This window comes from Haloarcula sp. H-GB5, assembly GCF_054850705.1.
On sequence record NZ_JBTWBG010000005.1, the window covers coordinates 1 to 18524 of the forward strand.

At 52.0% G+C, this 18524-nt stretch carries 16 protein-coding genes; 2 read left to right on the forward strand and 14 right to left on the reverse strand.

Annotation, left to right across the window (positions count from 1 at the left end; all coding sequences use genetic code 11):
• Positions 1-239: 239 nt before the first annotated feature.
• The 3 genes from ACYJ11_RS18260 to ACYJ11_RS18270 all read right to left on the reverse strand — a co-directional run bounded on the left by ACYJ11_RS18260 (position 240) and on the right by ACYJ11_RS18270 (position 2299).
• On the reverse strand, positions 240-512 hold the full coding sequence (locus ACYJ11_RS18260) for a hypothetical protein (RefSeq protein ID WP_461648887.1): 273 nt from the start codon (positions 510-512) through the stop codon (positions 240-242).
• A 41-nt stretch (positions 513-553) separates the two neighbouring features.
• Positions 554-1141 carry a hypothetical protein gene (locus ACYJ11_RS18265; RefSeq protein ID WP_461648888.1) on the reverse strand — a complete coding sequence of 196 codons (588 nt, stop codon included), beginning with the start codon at positions 1139-1141 and terminating at the stop codon, positions 554-556.
• A 681-nt stretch (positions 1142-1822) separates the two neighbouring features.
• A complete protein-coding gene (locus ACYJ11_RS18270; RefSeq protein WP_461648889.1) occupies positions 1823-2299 on the reverse strand; it encodes a hypothetical protein in 477 nt (158 codons plus the stop codon).
• A 733-nt stretch (positions 2300-3032) separates the two neighbouring features.
• On the opposite strand from ACYJ11_RS18270, the gene ACYJ11_RS18275 reads away from it, so the two are divergent.
• Entirely contained in the window at positions 3033-3485 is a 453-nt protein-coding gene (locus ACYJ11_RS18275) for a hypothetical protein (protein WP_461648890.1), read from the forward strand.
• Here the strand turns inward: ACYJ11_RS18275 and ACYJ11_RS18280 are convergent.
• From ACYJ11_RS18280 to ACYJ11_RS18305, 6 genes are all read right to left on the reverse strand, one after another.
• Positions 3482-4882: a hypothetical protein gene (locus ACYJ11_RS18280; RefSeq protein ID WP_461648891.1), complete on the reverse strand. Its 1401-nt coding sequence runs from the start codon at positions 4880-4882 to the stop codon at positions 3482-3484. The genes ACYJ11_RS18275 and ACYJ11_RS18280 overlap by 4 nt on opposite strands.
• A 15-nt stretch (positions 4883-4897) precedes the next feature.
• The gene (locus tag ACYJ11_RS18285; RefSeq protein ID WP_461648892.1) at positions 4898-5434 is read right to left on the reverse strand and encodes a hypothetical protein; all 537 of its coding nucleotides are present in this window, start codon (positions 5432-5434) and stop codon (positions 4898-4900) included.
• Positions 5435-5436: 2 nt separating this feature from the next.
• The gene (locus ACYJ11_RS18290; protein WP_461648893.1) at positions 5437-6075 is read right to left on the reverse strand and encodes a hypothetical protein; all 639 of its coding nucleotides are present in this window, start codon (positions 6073-6075) and stop codon (positions 5437-5439) included.
• A 112-nt stretch (positions 6076-6187) separates the two neighbouring features.
• A complete protein-coding gene (locus tag ACYJ11_RS18295) occupies positions 6188-6622 on the reverse strand; it encodes a hypothetical protein (RefSeq protein WP_064289134.1) in 435 nt (144 codons plus the stop codon).
• Positions 6623-6660: 38 nt separating this feature from the next.
• Positions 6661-8166, reverse strand: coding sequence for a DUF6610 family protein (locus tag ACYJ11_RS18300; RefSeq protein WP_064289135.1), 1506 nt, complete (start codon positions 8164-8166; stop codon positions 6661-6663).
• Between the two features lie 299 nt (positions 8167-8465).
• Positions 8466-9707 (reverse strand): proteasome-activating nucleotidase, encoded by a 1242-nt coding sequence (locus ACYJ11_RS18305; protein ID WP_461648894.1) that lies wholly within the window; start codon positions 9705-9707, stop codon positions 8466-8468.
• Between the two features lie 159 nt (positions 9708-9866).
• Here ACYJ11_RS18305 and ACYJ11_RS18310 point away from each other — a divergent pair, with 159 nt between their 5' ends.
• Positions 9867-12371, forward strand: a complete 2505-nt coding sequence (locus tag ACYJ11_RS18310) for an ATP-dependent DNA helicase (protein WP_461648895.1) — start codon at positions 9867-9869, stop codon at positions 12369-12371.
• Positions 12372-12466: 95 nt separating this feature from the next.
• On the opposite strand, the gene ACYJ11_RS18315 is transcribed toward ACYJ11_RS18310, so the two are convergent.
• The 5 genes from ACYJ11_RS18315 to ACYJ11_RS18335 form a co-directional block, all read right to left on the reverse strand.
• Entirely contained in the window at positions 12467-14740 is a 2274-nt protein-coding gene (locus ACYJ11_RS18315) for a hybrid sensor histidine kinase/response regulator (RefSeq protein WP_461648896.1), read from the reverse strand.
• Between the two features lie 78 nt (positions 14741-14818).
• The gene (locus ACYJ11_RS18320) at positions 14819-15334 is read right to left on the reverse strand and encodes a hypothetical protein (RefSeq protein WP_461648897.1); all 516 of its coding nucleotides are present in this window, start codon (positions 15332-15334) and stop codon (positions 14819-14821) included.
• 174 nt (positions 15335-15508) lie between these two features.
• Complete coding sequence (locus ACYJ11_RS18325; RefSeq protein ID WP_461648898.1) at positions 15509-16540, reverse strand: hypothetical protein; 1032 nt, start codon at positions 16538-16540, stop codon at positions 15509-15511.
• 630 nt (positions 16541-17170) lie between these two features.
• On the reverse strand, positions 17171-17527 hold the full coding sequence (locus ACYJ11_RS18330; RefSeq protein WP_461648899.1) for a hypothetical protein: 357 nt from the start codon (positions 17525-17527) through the stop codon (positions 17171-17173).
• 467 nt (positions 17528-17994) lie between these two features.
• On the reverse strand, positions 17995-18432 hold the full coding sequence (locus ACYJ11_RS18335) for a hypothetical protein (RefSeq protein WP_461648900.1): 438 nt from the start codon (positions 18430-18432) through the stop codon (positions 17995-17997).
• Positions 18433-18524: the final 92 nt, after the last annotated feature.

Here is an 18524-nt window from a genome sequence, read left to right on the forward strand (position 1 = left end):
GTTCCCCGAATAGACGATAGGCCGTCCACGATCTCGCGAGCCAATTGAGAGAGATCTGCGATACATCGTGGATTGTCTACGATACCGCTCGGGACAACCGCTGCTGTTCGACTTGGATCAATACCTGTAGTTTTGGCTCCAATTTCGATTCCCATCGGGGCTTATATCCTGAATCATTTCGCCGAGGGTGGCGAGCAGTTCTCGTGTGGCTGTTACCGCACGAAAATGGGGTGTCTGATTCAGGTCTCTCCAGATGTCCACCCCTTATGAAAGTACGCTAAGGCTTTGTCAGACTTGAAGAGGATGCCACTAGGAGTGTGGATGAGAAGTTGGTCTTCAGGGATGGCCTCCACGGTGCCCTCCGCCCGAAGATCACTAACGACGTTCGCGGCCTCCGATTCGTCGATAACGAGTGGTGGCTTTCCGCCTGTTGTGAAGTCGGTGTCTTCGGCTATTGCTTGCCGCTCAGCGTCTGCTGCATCGGTATGCGTGGAGTCGTGCTGGTCTACCATTATCCTCTGCCCACTCTGGGGAGATAAAAACCTTGCTGGCTTCAGGTGGTTATCGGAGTCGTTTGCGACAGCTGACCAGACGTGCTGTCGACGGGGATGACTTCACGTTCGACGAGTGTTGTCGTCCGGATTCTGTCCTCAGGATGGTCTCCGTCGTAGTGAGTGCTAATTGCGTCTTTCACGGGCACATGACCGGCGGCAACAGTTTCGGTGTGACCGCACGGACAGCAGATTTTGTATGCTTCAGGGAGGACTCCGAGTTGGTCGAGGATCGAATCGAGCGCTTTCCAGTATTCTCGCACATCATCGACATCACCAACTTTGTCCCACCCGGCGTGAGTACCGAGTGAGTAGGCAGGGCCGTCTTCTGGGTCGTACCACAGGTGGACCATCGCGAACGGAACATCACCTTTGAATGTGAGAACGCTCCCTAATGATGACCCGCTAACACGAGCTGGTGGCGTCCCCAGTGCCTTGTCTGAGTTGATACTGTCGGGAATATCGATATCGGTGTTGTACTGCTCGGCATTACGCTGGTAGATCTTGTCTCCGAGTAAGTGGCTGAGCGTATTGCTGAGGTGCTGTACTTCATCTTTCGTATCGAGAGCGAGTTGGAGTTTGGTAACCATCGGTTTGAGTTGGTGTTCCTTCGAACTGATTCACGAACGTTCTCTTTTTTCTCTGAATCGATTACTCTTCACTTCGGACAGAGAGTATAAACTACATTCACGATTCCACCGCTTGGTGTGATTGCCTATCGATTGAATCGTACGTTGCTACTTCGATCCTTGACGGAACCGTAGCAAGGTCTGTAATGGTGGTATACGTCGCGCCTTCGGGGAGATAGTACGTTTCGTCACCAAGCCATAGTTCGACTCCTCTATCTGCGTGCTCCTGTTCGTCGAGTAGGGCGTTGTATGGGAGAACCTCAACAGACACAGACGAGTACCCGGAGCCATCATGGACTTGGACACTTGTGGGTTCATCGAAAACTAGCAAGCCTTCTGGGTCTGCACTGAGGCCTCGATAACTCATTTGGATCGCTCTTGAAGTCGCTGCTCTTCGATCTTTGCCTCGGCTCTGTCTGCTTTCGCATTTTCTTCACGCTGAGTGCGGATATCGGTTGCATCCATCCCTGCGTTTATGCAGTCATCGCTATGGTCATTTTCGTCGTGGATGATCTCTTCACAGTACCCACATTCTGGAGCAGCAGGTTGGTTCCACGGAGCTCTTGACGTGCCAGAGCTGACGCCTGGCGGATATCCTGACATAAGTGTACCCTCACCTCCTTTGGAGGGATATAAACAGATTCAGCGGTGTGCCTCTTGTATGAGTTTTTGTCGGTCGAATTTAATATCCTCGGCGAGACTAAAAATTCGGTCTGCGTCGTCGGGAGAGTTTGATAGGTAGGCGTCGAGTTCTTTGGCAATGAAGCAGGATACACAGAGAACGGCCTGTTTATACGAAAATTGCTTAACCGATTTCGATGGGGTCATTCGCTGAGTTTTTTCGAGACTCTCAGAAATTACGTCTGTCCCAACAGTCTCTGCTATCGACACGCTCCAATTGCTGAGGAAAGTGTTTTGATAGCAGTGTTCTGGTTGTGGAATCATCTGCTTGATACTCAGAGCAGTCAACTCGACGGTCTGTGTTGGCCGCAAATGTTTCTGCGCAATCTCCCGTGAGAGACTGTCGACAAGTACTCTATCGACGAAATTCCAAACCCGTTCCTCTTCGATTTCCGGACGAATATCAGGGCGTTTGGTTTGTGGCGATTGCACGTTCATTTATGAGTGTTGGAGGTGTTGAGTATGGATAACTACGTTTTGGGATATAGTCTTTGAGTAGTAATTATCAGATTTGAATATTGAAAGGCGCATAGAATGTCTGCCCCATATATACAACAATTAGCTTAATTAATTCTTCCGGTATCATGCTTACTTTGAAACATCTCAGCGAACTGGTTTTTGTACCATCACATAGTGTGAAACACCCTTACGGTGTTCCATCAGAGAAATGAAGCCCGCTGCTGTGCCTCCTCTTGAGCATCAAATCCAGAGTCAGGGGCTGACGTGACGATTGCGGTTCGACTGCTCTGACGAGACTCGCTAGTAGCTGACGGCCATCCACGTAGAGCCGATGTGTCTTCTGGCCAAATCACACGGTAGGAGGCGGTTGTCTTGGCGTCTTTGAGAGCTTTTTCGAGCTCTGCTCGTTGGTCTTGTTCGACCTTTACTTCGATCGAGGGGTGGCGGCTACCTGAGCCACTGCCAGTTCCAACATCCCTTGATTGGTGTGATGTGCTGAATCCTCGTTGGCTGAGGAATTGAGCAATACGCTTGATCTCTGTCTGAAGATGGGATCGCGCTTCAGTCCCTGAGACACTGCTTGATTGCGTGCTTGGTGCCATCTCTATTATACCCTCTACCCGAGGTGGGGAGAGAAAAACACTACAGAGCAGGTTTGAAGTTAACCGTCCAAGAGTATGGATTTTTAGTATATGATATCATATCGGCAAATATGCCGAACGACTATCTCCTAGACCGGATCGATAGCCTTCGTGATGATGTTGAAGATAACCAAGTCGACGAATTACTTGAAATACTCGTGAAAATTTGCGCAGAGGCGGTTACGACCAATGAAACTGTTGACGAAATCGCTGACCGGCTCACGTACGTTGAAGACACCGTTGGAGTTGGGACCGATGGGAGCGTTGAAGATTTGACGACTCCCAATTTCGATCACCGGGATGTGGCTGTTCTCCAGGTGATTCAGGCATGGAATCCGGAACAGGTGTCAATCACTAAAATTCAAGAGATCTATACCCGGCAAACAGACATGCAAGAAAAAACCATGATCCGAAATCGAACTAAGGAGCTTGTAGATAGAGGCCCATTTGAAAACGTGGACGGGACAACTTGGCAGTTTACCGCTCATCAACCAGACGGTCGCGTAGAGCTAGATGAAGCTTAGCCCCGTCCGCGAGTTGGTTGAGAACCCTGTCCGTAGGCGAATAACGTCCCGTTTTCACGGTTCATCGTCTTCTGTGGGTCCATGTCAATGCCGTGATTGAACGCTTCGATGTCGACTCTTTCAGGCGTCTGTTCGTTGAGTTGGGTAAGCGTACTGTTTTCAACTGGTGTTCGACTCGACTGTATCATAAATGCGATACCGTAGAACCAGTTTTCACGGAACATCTCGCGACGTCTCCAGGCGTAGTCCGCTTCGATATTTCCGTTGAACGGTGTTCCGTTCGGACTGTACTTTTCTATGAGGCGACGGTCGTGGGATTCCTCTTCGGCTTCGTTCCGGACTGAGACACCACCGTGGTAGTCAATCTTGACGGTGAACGAACTCCATGCCGACTGCGGATTCGTGTTTTTCCATACTACCCGACGTTTCCGTCGTTCGTCGACGCTCCAGTCTCCAACCTGCGCTGGCAGTTTAACTGGGACTGGGGCGACGAGCATTTTGTTCGGATGCTCGATGTCCTCTGGCTTCCTGAGGTCGTAGGGGTCTTGGAAGTCGTTGGGGTCGAGTTCCTTCATCGCGGCGGTCGCAAGCGTGATGATGGTGTCTGTCCGAACGACCTGTTGCGGGACATCGATTTCGTATAAGTACTCGTCGATATTCTCGCCAGTCAACACCCCTTCACACGGAGTGGATAGACGCCATGTGCTGTACCCGCCGCGCCATTGGGCAGTGATGTACGTACTCTCTCCATTTGACCACTGCATCCTCGTGACGAGGTTCGTGGGAAGTGTAGTCTGGTCCTTCTCGTAGGTTTTCGTCTCAGTAAGTTCCCAGCCATTTACGGACGATGGAATGTCGATATCACTTCCCTCGGTATAGCGGTCCCGATAGTCCTGAAGATTGCTTCGAGAAACGAGTTCGATGTCGGTCCGCGAGAAGTATGCGGTCGGGGAGTCCGATGGCGGGTTGCTGTACGTCGGCATCCGGGAGATGGATGCCGTATTGTTGCTCAAGAAGTCAATCTGATTTCTGTATGTCTGAGATTTCTGACTTTTTGTCCCTCCCCATACTGAAGATGTCGTCGCTTCGAATCGGATGATATCTCCAAGCTGGTAGACGACTCCGTCTGGAGCGAGCACGGACAGTGTCTTGTTGTTCACCTCCTCAAGGATGGTAGCTTTCGCTCGCTTGGTTTGTTCACCACGCGGAGTGAAATTGTAGTCATCCCACGATAGGGTCTTCGCGAGACGCGTGATCTGCTTGCCGGCTAGGGCTGAAAATAGTGTTTCGTCTCGTTTCCGGATCGCGTCTCGGAGTTCGTCTCGGTTGTTGATGTGGCCTGGTTCTTTGTTCTTGTCGTTCAAGATATACTTGAGGAGTGGTGATGTGTTTGGCATAGCTGTTTCTCGGGATTATTCTCGAACGATGGTGGCCTTCTGCCTGAACTTCTGGAACTCGTTTTTGTCGACCTCTTCGCGGCGAGTCCGAGGGTTGTGTTTTGAGCGGACCAGATATGATCCTGCCTCGACTCGCTCGCTTCCTTCTGCTGAGACGTATTTTAGGGCGGCTTTCTTGGTGTCAAATCGCTTGATTTCGATACCCTTGTTGGGCTTGATGCCGTTGGAGCCGCCAGTTGCGACATATCGACCTCGAACCTCGGTTCGAGAGTAGCCACCTCCTCGGTGTCGGTTCACTTTTTCAATCTTGTCGGTGGCCGCGAGCCCGGTAAGTACCCATTCTGACCCGTCCTTGTAGACTCCAAAGATCGCGTAATCGGTGTCATCACCGCGGGCTACCGATGCTGGCTTCGTACTGAACACGAGGTCTTCAAGCCCGTTTTCACGGAGTCGGCGACGATGCCGGTTGATTTTGTTTCGAACCTGTTGCTGGCGGGTCTTCCCACCGCCGTGTTTCTGTGCATCCGTTCTGTATCCGCCTCTTCGCGCCATTGTTATTGGGTGTCGAGTGAGTTACGTTTGTGTCTCTGTTCGTCTACATCCGTGCAGGCCGTTGGCTCATCGTTGGCCCACGGGCAAGTACTGAATAGCTCAGGAGAGCGCTCACGTAGACGCTGGTAGCTTTCCTTTGAGATGAGGTCTTCCGGTTCGAATGATCGTTCGAACCGGATGTACGATGGGTCAACGCCCATCCGTTGGTATCTGGCAGGCCGTTGCAGCGACACGTAGGGGCAATTGACGTGACCGATTGTCTCACTGCACAGGTCTATGATAACTGGGCTGGTAATCTCGTCTATGGGATGGTCTGCTTCGTCGACGCTCCTTGGGTGGATTTCGACCCAGAAGTGTATTCGGTCTGTTTGCTCCAGTTGGTCAATGGTGTCGATCTTGAGTGAGTGACCTTGCGTGGCGGAGACTGCGCCCCAAACCACGTATGGTTCGTATCCGCGTTCAAGGAGGATCTTCGCGATGTGATAGGCGTTCTCGTGGCAGTACCCATCGAGAACGCGCCGGTTATCGGACGGAGAGCAGTCTTCCCCGAGTTTACGGGTTATCAGAGCGTCTCTCATCTCTTTGACCGTCGCGACTATCTTGTTCGGTATTCCTGGTTGGTATTCGGGTGTCGGTGACATGATCTATAATTCTGCGAGTAGGCACGTTATCTCCTGCTCACTACCTCATTCCCCAGTGGAGGGATAGAAACTAGCAGCTGGGTCCCACGGAAGACACAGGAACGTGCTCTGATTAGGTGTCTGTAGCGAAGTCTTCCCACGTTGCGTGACGACTGAACCACCGTCCAGCAGTCGCGATGAGTTCTTCGTCGGTGTAGTCCTCAGCGTTGTTGCCACTGGGGACTTGGAGCTTCATACGATCGGCTTCTTCACTTGGAGTGCGCTCGATTGCGATGCGTATGTAGCCTGACCGACTTTCGATTTCGATGAGGCCAGCCTCGTCACCGACTTGGAGGTCAGTCAGTTCCGTCCCGAAATGCGACTCAGCTTCGCACTTCATTTTAAACCGCTCTTTGATTTCGTCCAGCATCATCTGGTAGTCGGCTTCCGTGTACGTCTGCTGATGTGGCAAGTTGGACTGTGCGTACTGCTGAAGTTCGATTAGCTTGTCATCGCTGAGCGCTTTCAGTTCTTCTCGGTCAAACCGCGGCTCAAGTCCAAATTTCATTGACTCTCATTCCATTGGAGCATAAAAACCAACAAGCGTTATTTGGTGGTGAGGGTAAGCTCTGCGATCAGTTCTCCATCTGGATATGAATCCTCTGACCCCTTGGAAGTCGAATCTGCGCTAAGAAGCAAACGGGGAGTCTGCCTTTCAGTACGCTGCCGACAGGTATCCGAGCAGTAGGCGTGAATTTGCGGGAACCGCTTCCGTGATTCTAATGTGGATGGCCCCTGCTGTGGGACTGACTCGTAGTCGTTCGACTGGGATTCCGTCTGGTGCTCGTATGAAACGATCTGGAATGTAGGTGGTTCCAAAATCTCTCCGTCTTGGCGATAAGTATTCTGTACCCCGGTACATTCTTTGGGTTCTGCAAGGATGTGCGCGCCACAGCCGGTACACGTCAACTCGACGTGATGAGCCTTCGGTGTCTGGTAGCGAACAGATTTAGAGAATACACCACTTGGCGACCACTCGGCAGCATTGAGGACTGAAGCCAGAGGGGAGAGCGGCTCGATAATTTCGGCCTGCGTGCTGTCCGTTCGGTATATCGGTGTTTCGTGCCGTCTGTTCGACGGTGGTGGGGAGAGGACAAGCTCACGACGGTCTGATTGGGCATTCAACGGTACCGGTCCGCTCTGGTTCGCGCCCAAGAGTTCCGATCTGGTCGGAAGGTCGTCGACGTCGACATTCGGCCAGATGCCTTTGCTGATCCAGAAGTGCTTCGCGTTCAACAGCGAGTAGCGGATGAGGTCCCTCGCGGGAAGATACTGATCGCGTAGGTTTCGGTGCCATCCCCCAGCCGCAGAAGCGTAGTCTCCGTGCTCTTCGGCGTATCGTTGGTAACCGTTCCAGTCGAGGCCGGCGATGTTTGCAGGTGATTCGCCAGTCACCCACTCCTTGGTGAGTGCGACGATTTCCTCGTATGTGGATAGAGGTGTCCCGCCGAGGATGTGCAGTCGATTCTCGATACTTCTCCACTTCCGACGGGAAGCAACATCTATTGCTTGGATTTGGGACGATCCGTTCGCGTACCCGAGTACGAACTCGGAGGGGATGTCCTCAAGAACACCACTGCATTTGGGAACGAGCATCAGTTCCATCTCCGGAAATGATTCCCAGATTTCGTCAGCCGCATCTAAGTAGGACTGGAGGTCGTCTTCGTTGTAGATGTCGCCCAAGACTGCAATCTCAGGTTCGAACTTGAGGGCTCTTTTGACGAACCGCTCCAGATCGGCGTCTTGGTAATTATTGTCGAGAAAGTGGATTGGGAGACGGACTTCATCTGGCGTCCATTGGTAAGAGGAGTCCTCTCGATGGCCGATACTAAAGCCAAGTCGTGCTGCATCGAAGACGTAGGGATAGCGTCCGGTGAATACGATCCAGTCGGCGCTTCTCGCGGCGGCGACGTCGTCTGCGAGTGACGGAGCAGATGGCGGAGTCTCAAAGCCCAGTTTGGGCCTGCAGTCCGATTGACCTTCATTAGTATTGATTGTAGACTGAGGGACTGCTATGCCGTAGTCATCCAGCTCAGATTGTCCAGAACTCATCTCAAGATAACTCCTCCAGCTGGAAGGGAGGAGAAAAACTAACTGCTCCACAGAGAATACATCGCTGACAGGCGCAACTAATAGAGTACCGCGTGCATCACCGCTTGAGGGCTCGGCGAGCTTGGAGACAGCAGACTCCGAATAGAAGCCACGCGAGAGCGCTACTTACGCCGATGACGGTGAGAGAGAGCAGAGCGGTCGTTTTCGACGCTTGGAGCTTTCTCTGGGTGTGTCGGCGCGATGGTTGGCAAGTTTTGCGTTGAACTCTTGTTGTGGATCATTCGGGTTGTCCATGGCGATTAGGCGAAGGCGAGAGATGACGGGCTCGACTCCGTGTCCTCGTCATCTTCCATCCGGATCTTCTCGTATGCGGCTTCGAAGTCCGAGGTCTTGACGACAGTGCGCCCGTCCCGGATTGCGAACATTCCGGCTTCTGTGCAGATTGCTTCGATTTCCGCACCGGAGGTATCTTCGGCCATCTCTGCGAGGGCTTCGAAGTCGATATCGTCTACGGTGTTCATCTCTCGCGAGTGGATCTCGAAGATCTGCTTACGGCCGCTGACGGCGGGTTTTGGGACCTCGATTAGACGATCGAAGCGACCAGGGCGCAGTAGTGCATCGTCAAGCATATCGAATCGGTTCGTCGCCGCGATGATTCGGACATCGCCTCGGTCGTCGAAACCGTCGAGTTCCGATAGGAGTTGCATTAGGGTCCGCTGCACTTCAGCATCACCGCTGGTCTTTGAGTCCGTCCGCTTGGACGCGATTGCATCGATCTCGTCGATGAAGAGGACGGCTGGTTCGTTCTCACGAGCGGTCTCGAAGAGGTCCCGAACGAGTTTCGAGCCCTCGCCTATGAATTTGTGGACTAGTTCGGAGCCGGCCATCTTGATGAATGTCGCGTCGGTCTGGTTGGCGACGGCCTTCGCAAGCATCGTTTTTCCAGTCCCCGGCGGGCCGTGTAGGAGGATTCCGGACGGCGGGTTGATGCCTACCTCGTTGAACATCTCAGGCGATTTGAGCGGCATCTCGACGGTCTCACGAACCTCTGCCAGTTGCGTGTCCACGCCGCCGATGTCGGCGTAGGTGACATCCGGCGATTGGTCGATCTGCATCGCCTGCACGCGGGTATCGGTTTCTGAATCCATCACGTCGACGATGGACAGAGCGTTGTTGATCGTGACGCGGTCGCCGGCTTCGATGCGTTCTCGCTTCTCGTCGGTGACCTCCGTGAGCGCTTCCTGGTTGTTCCCGTGTTGCTTGATTACGAGACCGTCGTCCGTCACTTCCTGTACCGTCGCGATGAACAGTGGATCATCCTTGAGCTTCTGGTTCTCTCGACGGAGACGGTCGGCCTTCTGTTCTTGTTTGTTCCGCTCGGCATTCGCGTCGACGAGCTTCATCTCCAACTGCTCGTTCTGTGAGCGGAGCATCTCGTTTTCTTCCGCCAGTTCCTCTATGCGGTCCTCTTGAGTAGCAGACTCGCCGTCGAAGCCAAGCTCAGTCTGTTCTACCTCATTGGAGTCTGTGGAATCGTTCATTCACCCTGGAATGTGACGTTTTCGCTTATGAAGTTTCGGGGATAAGGGGTGTGATTATAGCTGGTTGTGCATTGAACCAAGTAGACCACAGTATGTGGAAAGAGGTAACACGACGAAGTGGGAACGAATCTATAACAGAGTGTTGCAGCGGAGATAGCTATGGCAGGTCAGAAAGCACAGGGTCAGGGTACAGATTGGCGGGATATCTTTCCCTACGACCCATACGACAAGCAAACGCGAGGTATCACGACTGCGATTGATACACTCCGGGACAATGGAGTATATCTTCTCGAGGGACCGTGCGGAACCGGGAAGACCTTGATCGCACTCACAGCAGGGCTGACACTTGTCAGGAATCCGGACACGAAGTACCAACGAATCCTCGTCATCACGAGTAAGAAGCAGCAGATCCGGGCGTTCGAGGACGACCTGAAAGAGATTAACGCGCACGGAGGCGATTTTGAGGGACTGACTCTGGTTGGGAAGGCAGATGTCTGTCCGTACGTGGACGCGGGTGTGGTTGAGTCCAAGGACATCTACCACAAGTGCGACGAACTCAAGGAGAACACGGACCGGCTGATGAGAGAAGCGTCGAACGACGGAGTTGTTGAGGTCAAGGCTGAAGCCGCCTATGAGCTCGCAGCTCGTGCCGAGTCCGATGCCGAACCACTGATGGCTGGTGGAGCGAAAGCACCGTATCAAGACTCTATCCCAGTAGCGGAGGGTGAAGAGTACTGCCCGTTCTTCGCGCAGCATTTCGCCAACGACTACCAAGACAAGCAACCGGTGACTGTCGATGAGGGGATGACGGCTGTCGAGACGATGGCGAACGGCGTTCGCGCTGGAACGTGCCCACACATCGCGATGAAACAGATGGCGACCGGAGGCGATGTCCTCATCGGGAACTACGCCCACGTATTTGCCCCCCTGACCGTGGAAGGATTCACGGGACGCGTAATGAACGAGGAAACGCTCCTCATAGTCGATGAGGCTCACGAACTCGTTAGCGAGGTTCGAGACGAACTTTCGCACGCGGTTACGATGAACACGCTGAACTACGCGATTGGGGATGTCTCGAAGGCTCTCAAGTGGTTGAACGGAAATGGATATCACCGAAAAGTGTCGCTCGTTCGTGCGATGGAGGAGCGAGGGAGTTTCGAAAAGAACCAGATAAAGGCGCTCTACGTCTTCCTTAAGGAAATCAGGCAGCTGTTCGCTAATCGTATTACTGAGTTCTTAAAACAGGAATATGGCTCGAATTGGAAGCGAGCGATACGTGCTGGGCCAGACGCACTATCAGAACACTCTATCCAGATTCAAAACGAGGAAGGGAAGGACGGTGACATCCTTGAGCGGTGGGTCGACGCAAACGCTGAGGAGGGTGACTGGGTCCAAGCGCTCTATCTCTCTTACGCTGTAGGCAGTATCCGAGATGCTGTCGCTCGGAAAGTTGAACACAGGATGCCTGAAGGCGATTTCGCAATCACAGAAGTCCGAGAGCTTCTCCACCGATGGCTGATCGGCAACCATACCGAATACTTCCGCGAAATCCTGCTGAGTCCAGAAGAACCTCCTTCGGACATCCCAGACGATTGCCCGTGGCGAGCTGGCTTCCGTGCAGAACTCAAGGTGAACAACTGCATCCCTGAGAAGGAGATTGCTGCCACGCTCGACGCCTTCGGTGGTACTATCCTCCAGAGCGCGACGTTGGCCCCCATCGACGTGTATAGCGAAGAGACCGGTGTGGACCTGCTAGAGGAGGGTCTTCAACCCTCCCACAGCCTTGTGACCAAAGCAGCGGCGCGCTACAACCAGGATCAATCCAACACCTCTCAACAGTCAGTGGATGGTTCTAATACAGAGGACGGTGGTGATGGGGGCGAAGATGATGAGTCTGAACGGGAGACGCTTGATCCAGATGAGCGGAAGCGTCGTGTAGAGAAGTCGATGTTCAAGATTGACTTTCCGAAAGAGAATCGCGCGAGCTTCGCGGTTGACGTACCGAAGTTTACGTACTCGAATCGGTGGCCCCCTGAGGAGCATCGTGATCTTCGCGACCAGTATAACGACATCATCACAACCGTCGCAACGACGACTCCAGGAAACGTTTTGGTGTTCATGCCGAGCTACGCTGAGGCTAACTGGGCGGCGCAGGTTCTTAAGAAGAATCAGGCTGTTTCGAAGCCGGTTCTCTCTGATGAAAGCAGTTCTGACGCGGAAACAGAACGATTGAAACGCGAATTCATCAGTGGTGAGCCGAAGGTGTTGACGACGGGGCTTCGCGGAACGCTCGTCGAGGGTGTTGACTTCTCTGGCGACAAACTGTCTGGGGCAGTTATTTGCGGCGTCCCGATTGCTCACACGGGCTCGGAATTTGCAGAAGCGATTGAAGCGGCATACGGCTACCGATTTGGTGGTGGGAACGGATTCGACTACGCGTATACGGTCCCCGCGATCCGCAAGACACGGCAAGCGTTAGGTCGCGTGATTCGGGGGACGGACGACATCGGAGTCCGTGTTGTGGCGGACGAGCGGTACGCTCGCTCGGACCGATTCAGCGACGTTCGAGAACATTTCCCCAAGCACGTCAGAGATGAGTTTACACCAGTAAAACCGGATGAGCTTCAACCGAAATTAGAACAATTCTGGCGCTCTCAGCGGTGAGGAGATGTAAACCAAGAGGCCCCTAGTTCACCTTGCTACCGGATGTGGTGTTGTGTAAACTTGTCTCCGCCTGGCAGAAGTGCCTTCTACACTGGTCAAGGCGATTCAGTGAACTCGAATCGCGCGCCCCCGCTGTCGCTTTCAGTAACATTGATCTCCCAGCTGTGGTTCTCGGCGATGTCGCTAACGATCATCAGTCCGATACCAGAGCCGCTGTCAGACGTCGTGAATCCTGTGTCGAAGATGTGGTCCATTTTGTCACCAGGGATACCACTTCCGTTATCTTCAACGTAGAATCCGTCCTCAAGGGTACCGAGTGTAACCGTTATATCGTTCCCTCCGTGTGTGACCGCGTTTTTCATCAGGTTTTCAAGCAACTGCTGCAGTTGAGAAGGGTCTGCCTGAATATTTTCGCTGGAGCGGACCTCTAAGTCTGCGTCTGAGGCATCAACGATTTCCCAGCATTCCCTCGCGAGGCGGTCCAGTGATACCGATTCGATTTCAATCGCTTGCTGGCCCTGGCGAGCAAGTGTGAGTAAATCGTTGACGAGGTTCTCCATCCGGCTGTGCGCATTCTCGACCGCTTCCGCGTTTCTAGCGTGCTCATCGCTGATGTCATCTCGAACTATGCCGAAGTTTCCTGAAGCGATATTGATGGGGCTCTGAAGGTCGTGAGAGACGACTCTGCTAAACTTATCCAACCGTTCGTTCTTCTGACGGAGCTCTGCTTGTTTTTCCTCTAAAGGGGTTATGTTGCGCCCAAGTGTGATGAGGTACGTTTCGTCGTTAATAGGGTAGTCCATCTTCGACGACTTAAACTCGAATGTCTGAGGGCCTTCGACCGTTTGAATTGTCGCTTTCACCCGTGACCCTCCCGTTTCAAATCCCTCGTTGATACCGTGAGTTATCTTCCCTCTGTCTTCAGAATTGAATATGTCGTCAAGAGTTGGTGAGCCGATGTAGGTCGCTTCGTTTCCTGTGACTGCCGAAACCTGATCGTTCCACCGGATGAGGTTCTCGTTTTCGTCGATAGCAAAAAAGAGGTCTTCGACGGTGTTGATCGCGGCGTCGAAAAACATCTTCTCAGCACGAACTTGCTCTTCCCGGTCAGTTTGTTTCAGTGCTCGCTGCGCGTTCGTCGCGAGGAGCTTGGCCAGATTGATATCTTCTTCTCTATAAAGGCGAGAGTCGGTGACGGAGACGATCATCATCCCGAACTCACCGAGCGGGAACAGCATTTCATCTTCGACATTTACATCTTTGGGGTACCGTGTTTCGGGGGTTTGTATTCCCTCGAAGATGCAAGGTTCTTTTTCACCCCACACATCAGCGACTGCGCCTTCCAGCGGTATCTCAGATTGTGCTCCGAGTGTCTCTTCTGCTTTCCCAGTCTGCTTGACTGGTGTTAGGACATCGTGTTTGTCGTCGTGGAACCAAATGCCTATGAATGGTATCGTTAACTCTTCTCTTGCAGTCTGGACCGTTATTTCTGCGACTTCCTCTTTCGACCGAGACTGCATCAAAGCCATCGCGGTCTCGTTCAACTCGTCGATTGTCTGTTTGTGCTTTTTCTGAGAGGTGATGTCTTGTGCAATGACAATATACTGGTCTGTGTCAGCATGGTCTATCTCTTTGATCCGGACCTCAACGGGATACTTTGACCCACGCCGACGAGTATGGTGGCCCTCGAACCGGACTCTGGATCTACTTCCGATTATATCTGGTATGCTATCATCGATTTCACGGGAAGTGATAACTGATGAGAGCGGTTTTCCCACAAGTTCGCTGTGATTATACTGGAGCGTTTTTTCCGCTTGCTCATTGACGTCGACGATCGCCCCAGAGCTGTCGATAATAAAGATAGAGTCAGGGGTACTGTTAACGACGGCACGTAATCGACTTGCTGTTTCAGCGAGCTTCTTCTGTGTCTGTTCTGCTTGATACTGTTTGACGGCGTTTATGACTCGGTTTGCGAGAATGTCGAATTGACCGCCATCGCGTTTCTGGAGGTAGTCAGTGACGCCGGCTGAGATCGCTTTACTGGCGAGATTTTCTGAGCCTTGCGCTGTAAATAGGATGAACGGAAGGTTAGGGTGGTCTTCGCGAACTTCTTCAAGGAACTGTAAACCGCTCTTAGCAGGCATATCGTAATCAGAAACGATACAAGAGATATCGAGTTCGGATAGACGGAAATGGGCCTTTCTGACCGATGATGCAGTGATGAATTTTGTTTCTTCTATTTGATCCTCCAGTTCTGATTTAGCAAGAGAGAGGAAGTCCGGTTCATCGTCTACCAGCAGAACTGTTGTCTGCTTTTGTGACGGAGATTTTCCTTGCCCAGTATCTGTAGGGGCATGAAACTGCACCATATATGCGACAAACTATACCTCCTGATAGATAACACCTCTTGGTTTATCAGAAATTGTTAAGCCGATTGGATTGCTCAGTTACGCGGTAGCTGGTGTGACAGGAGAAGATGTATTAGTGGGGCCGGACGGGCCAGAGGGTACCTCCATCGGTCCGGGTGATTTGGATTCTTCAATCTCACCGCGACCTGCACTTTCACTTTCGCCACACTTGGCGAATGTTTTGTTCCCCCCGTCGTTGTCCGAAGATCCTCCAAACATCGTTCCGTAGGGGGTAAAATTCATGGTGAAAACGACGTACTGCGTGTTTAGCGGGTCATCTTTGAGAGCAGCATCGCTAACGCCGGGGATCCGGTTTCGCTCAGAGTGGAATTTGAACTCCGCACTAGGGTACCGCTTGACGAATGCTACCAGCGCTGCGTGGGTAGCAGTTACCTTCACTTCGAAGTCACTGCATGGATCCACCCTCCCACTGAACGAGATTCCGAAGGTCCCGTTTGAGAGCGCAATCTCCATTGAGGGTCGAATCGTCTTCTCGAAGAACTGGAGGCAGTCATGGTACGCTTCGCGTGCTGTTAGGGTCTTCATCGAGTTCATATCTGGAAACCTCTACCCCTTTTGGGGAGCTAAAAACACTCGCCGGACTAACTGTATATTCAACAATTGGAAAATGAAATGACAACCCAATAAGTTGATTGTTACCGACACGTAGAACGATATGTATACTAACCTCGAAGGTGGGCCGGCGGTACTGGTACAGAACGAGATTTCTTATCCCTGTTTTGTGCCCACAGTTACTTGTTTGAACTCCGGTGGGGGACTACCTGGCCGAGTTAGGTAGGCCATCATACGCCCAATGAGATCGTACGACCGGTCAGTATCTTCAGCGCCAATATCTATAACACCTTTGACAAGATACTCCAAATTTGCATCTCGGTCAACGCTTCGTCCCTTCGGGTAGATGTCAGATACGCTCGCTCCGGGGTTAATGATAATATCAGCCTTGTACTGTGAATCCGTCAACTCAAGATTCAACTCCTTGATTCGGGTATCCTCTGCGCCCGAATTATAGTACTCAATAACCTCTTGAGTTGAATTCACCACCTGCGACTGTTCGCTCTTGGATACATTCGATGTATCTACGTATACCTTCAACTCTGGATCACGCCAAGGATATGATGTCTCAGATACGTCCTTAACAGAGTGCTTGATGCCTTTCCCAGGGGGGGCCATGACCCAGATTGGATAATTATAGTGGTTTAGGCCAAGCATGTGGCCCATTTCATGAATGACGTTGTTCCTATCCATCCGCCAGTTCGTTTCTGAGCTACTTTCGATGCGGACAATAACTGTTGTGTTATCAACAAATGCAGTGTGATTGGAGCTGCCATTGAAAACAGTCTCTTCGGCAGGAGTTGGAGAACATCCGATCTGTATCTCCTTCGGGCAGTTAACCTGTTTTGAACGCCGCAACTCAATATCGGGGTTCGTGGCGTTTGGTTGTAGCACGAAGTGAGCGTCGTACCTTCCATATGTACTACCATATTCGTTCCAATACGATAGTGCATCAGATGCGGCAGAGGTGAAGTTACCATAATTTACGGTGTCATTGATTCCCACAATAACCCGCTCTTTCCCAAACGGAGAATCCTCGAATTGAAACTGTTGTCTGCTTGCATCTGCTACTTCAGGGGTTGGATCAGCTGTAGAAGTGCGCTCGATAGTTTCTGGTGCTGATTCGGTTTGCTCTGGCGTCGGTGTAGGATCTGATAGGAATCCGCTACAACCTGCTGAGAGGACCAAGATAAGCGTGATCGATAGAATCTTTAATTTCATCTGTAAGTGGATGCGGATTGGTAACGGAGCGGTGATTCTCGTTCCACTGTGTAGTTAGACATTTTACTCTCTGCCCCCGATAAGTGTATCCGTGCTATGCGTGAACTTAGACGCACTACTCAAAAGCACTAGACCAGCCATAACCGCTACTGTAAACCACTCAGGAAGGACCGCTTGCCGCGCTAGAAGGCCTCCTAAGCCGAGTCCAACAATAAGGCCATCTGTTGCAGTGAAATGCATTATTCACCTCTCCATGCGAGTAATCGGTTGGATTCTTTTTCTGAGTGGTCTGCTGGCGTACTTGCGATCTCGATATCGTCCACGAGTCTTAATTCTATCCCCGTCATTTGTTCTCTCTCGGTCATTGATAAGAGTCTCCTACAGAACTATTAATGCACCGCTCGGAATAAGGCCAAACATACAGGTCCATATTACCAGGATTATGAGCCAAGTCCGATTATCTGAGATTGCTGAATGGAGCAGTGAGAAGCCTGGAATCAACGAAAATAATATAAGACATAATTTCGTGGTCTACTGACGCGTTCTGATCGGCCATTGACGCTGACTTTCACTCATCGATATTTTTCTTCGATTGTTTCAGTTTTTAGCAGGTCGCTTTGAGGCGACGTTCTCGTCCACGACTACGTACGTGAAGCTGTCGCGTTGTTTCATTAGGCATCCATACTCGGAGAGTAGTTCCTTCAAGGACTTCTGTGGCGGGCTGGTTCCCGGAACGTTTTCTACCCCTCCCGTGAGCGGATCTTGCTGCTGGCTTTCGTCAACGAGATGTGGATTCTCGTGAGGGATTTCTATTGCGGGTTCGCCGCCAACACGACTGGCCCCTCGCTCGTAGAGAATGGTACCTTCATCACTGCTGGGAGAGACGCTTACGAGCCCCCAGAGTGAGTCATCGATCAGTGCTTCCAGTATCTCGACTTTTCGTGAGTCGTCCATTGTATTGTGAGTGTTATCGGGGTGTTCCGATACTACGTGTGATTGCTTTTCGGTTCTGCTGGTAGATCACGGCACGTGCTTTGGGCTCGATGTTGTAATCGTCGACGAGATGGGACGCCATTGCGGAAACCTTCTTTCTGAGGGTCTCATTCCATGTCTCACCGCATGACTCGCATCGAGTTCCTGCAGACCCGTCGAAGTACCAGAGTCGTTTGACGGAAGGATCACTACAGCATCCTGGATGGAGCGGGTTGTGCTCGCAGTCGGTGTGGTGGTGCTGTCCAAGTAGGTTCACTCGGACTTTCGCTCCACACGGGCACGTTCGGGACCACGTTGCGTCAACCATAGATTCGGACACCTCTCTGAGAGTGGGTTTTGCGGGTACTCCTCCTATTCATAGTATCCCTCGGGCTGGAAGGGGGATAAAAACAATCGTCATCTGTCCAGCGATTTTCCGGTTCTAAGACCTACTCTTCGTTGGGGGAGAGAGACAAGCCGTGAGCCCGATGCAGGATCGGAGCGTACTCCTGCCACTGCTCCTTGGTAGCGGCTGTGCCCTCCATCCAAGGACGAACGACAACTGGCTTGACCCCGCTTTTTGGTTCAAGTTTACCGTCTTCGTTGGGAACGGCTTTCATCACACATTGGTTGAGCCGCCCGTCTTCTGAGAGGTATGTTATTCGGGCAGCAGGGTACGTTGGTGGATTAGCGTTGAGGTCGCGAAGGTATCCGAGCTCGACCTCAACGAGATAGTAGGTGACCGTATGGTGGTCTTCTTCGCCAGGAGGTCCGTATTCTTTGGTGAGTCGTTCGATCGATCGCTTCGTTGGCCGTTTCCGGCCTCGATTGAACCGAGTGAACTTCGGCTTGAGAATGTCATCGAGCGCTTTTGTGAGTGCGTTCATATTGTGGTTGGCGGCATGTCCATTTTCGGTATTCAACGACCGTTTGTTCTACTCGCATCACACCTGTAGACGAGATATTGCTCTTGAAGTTT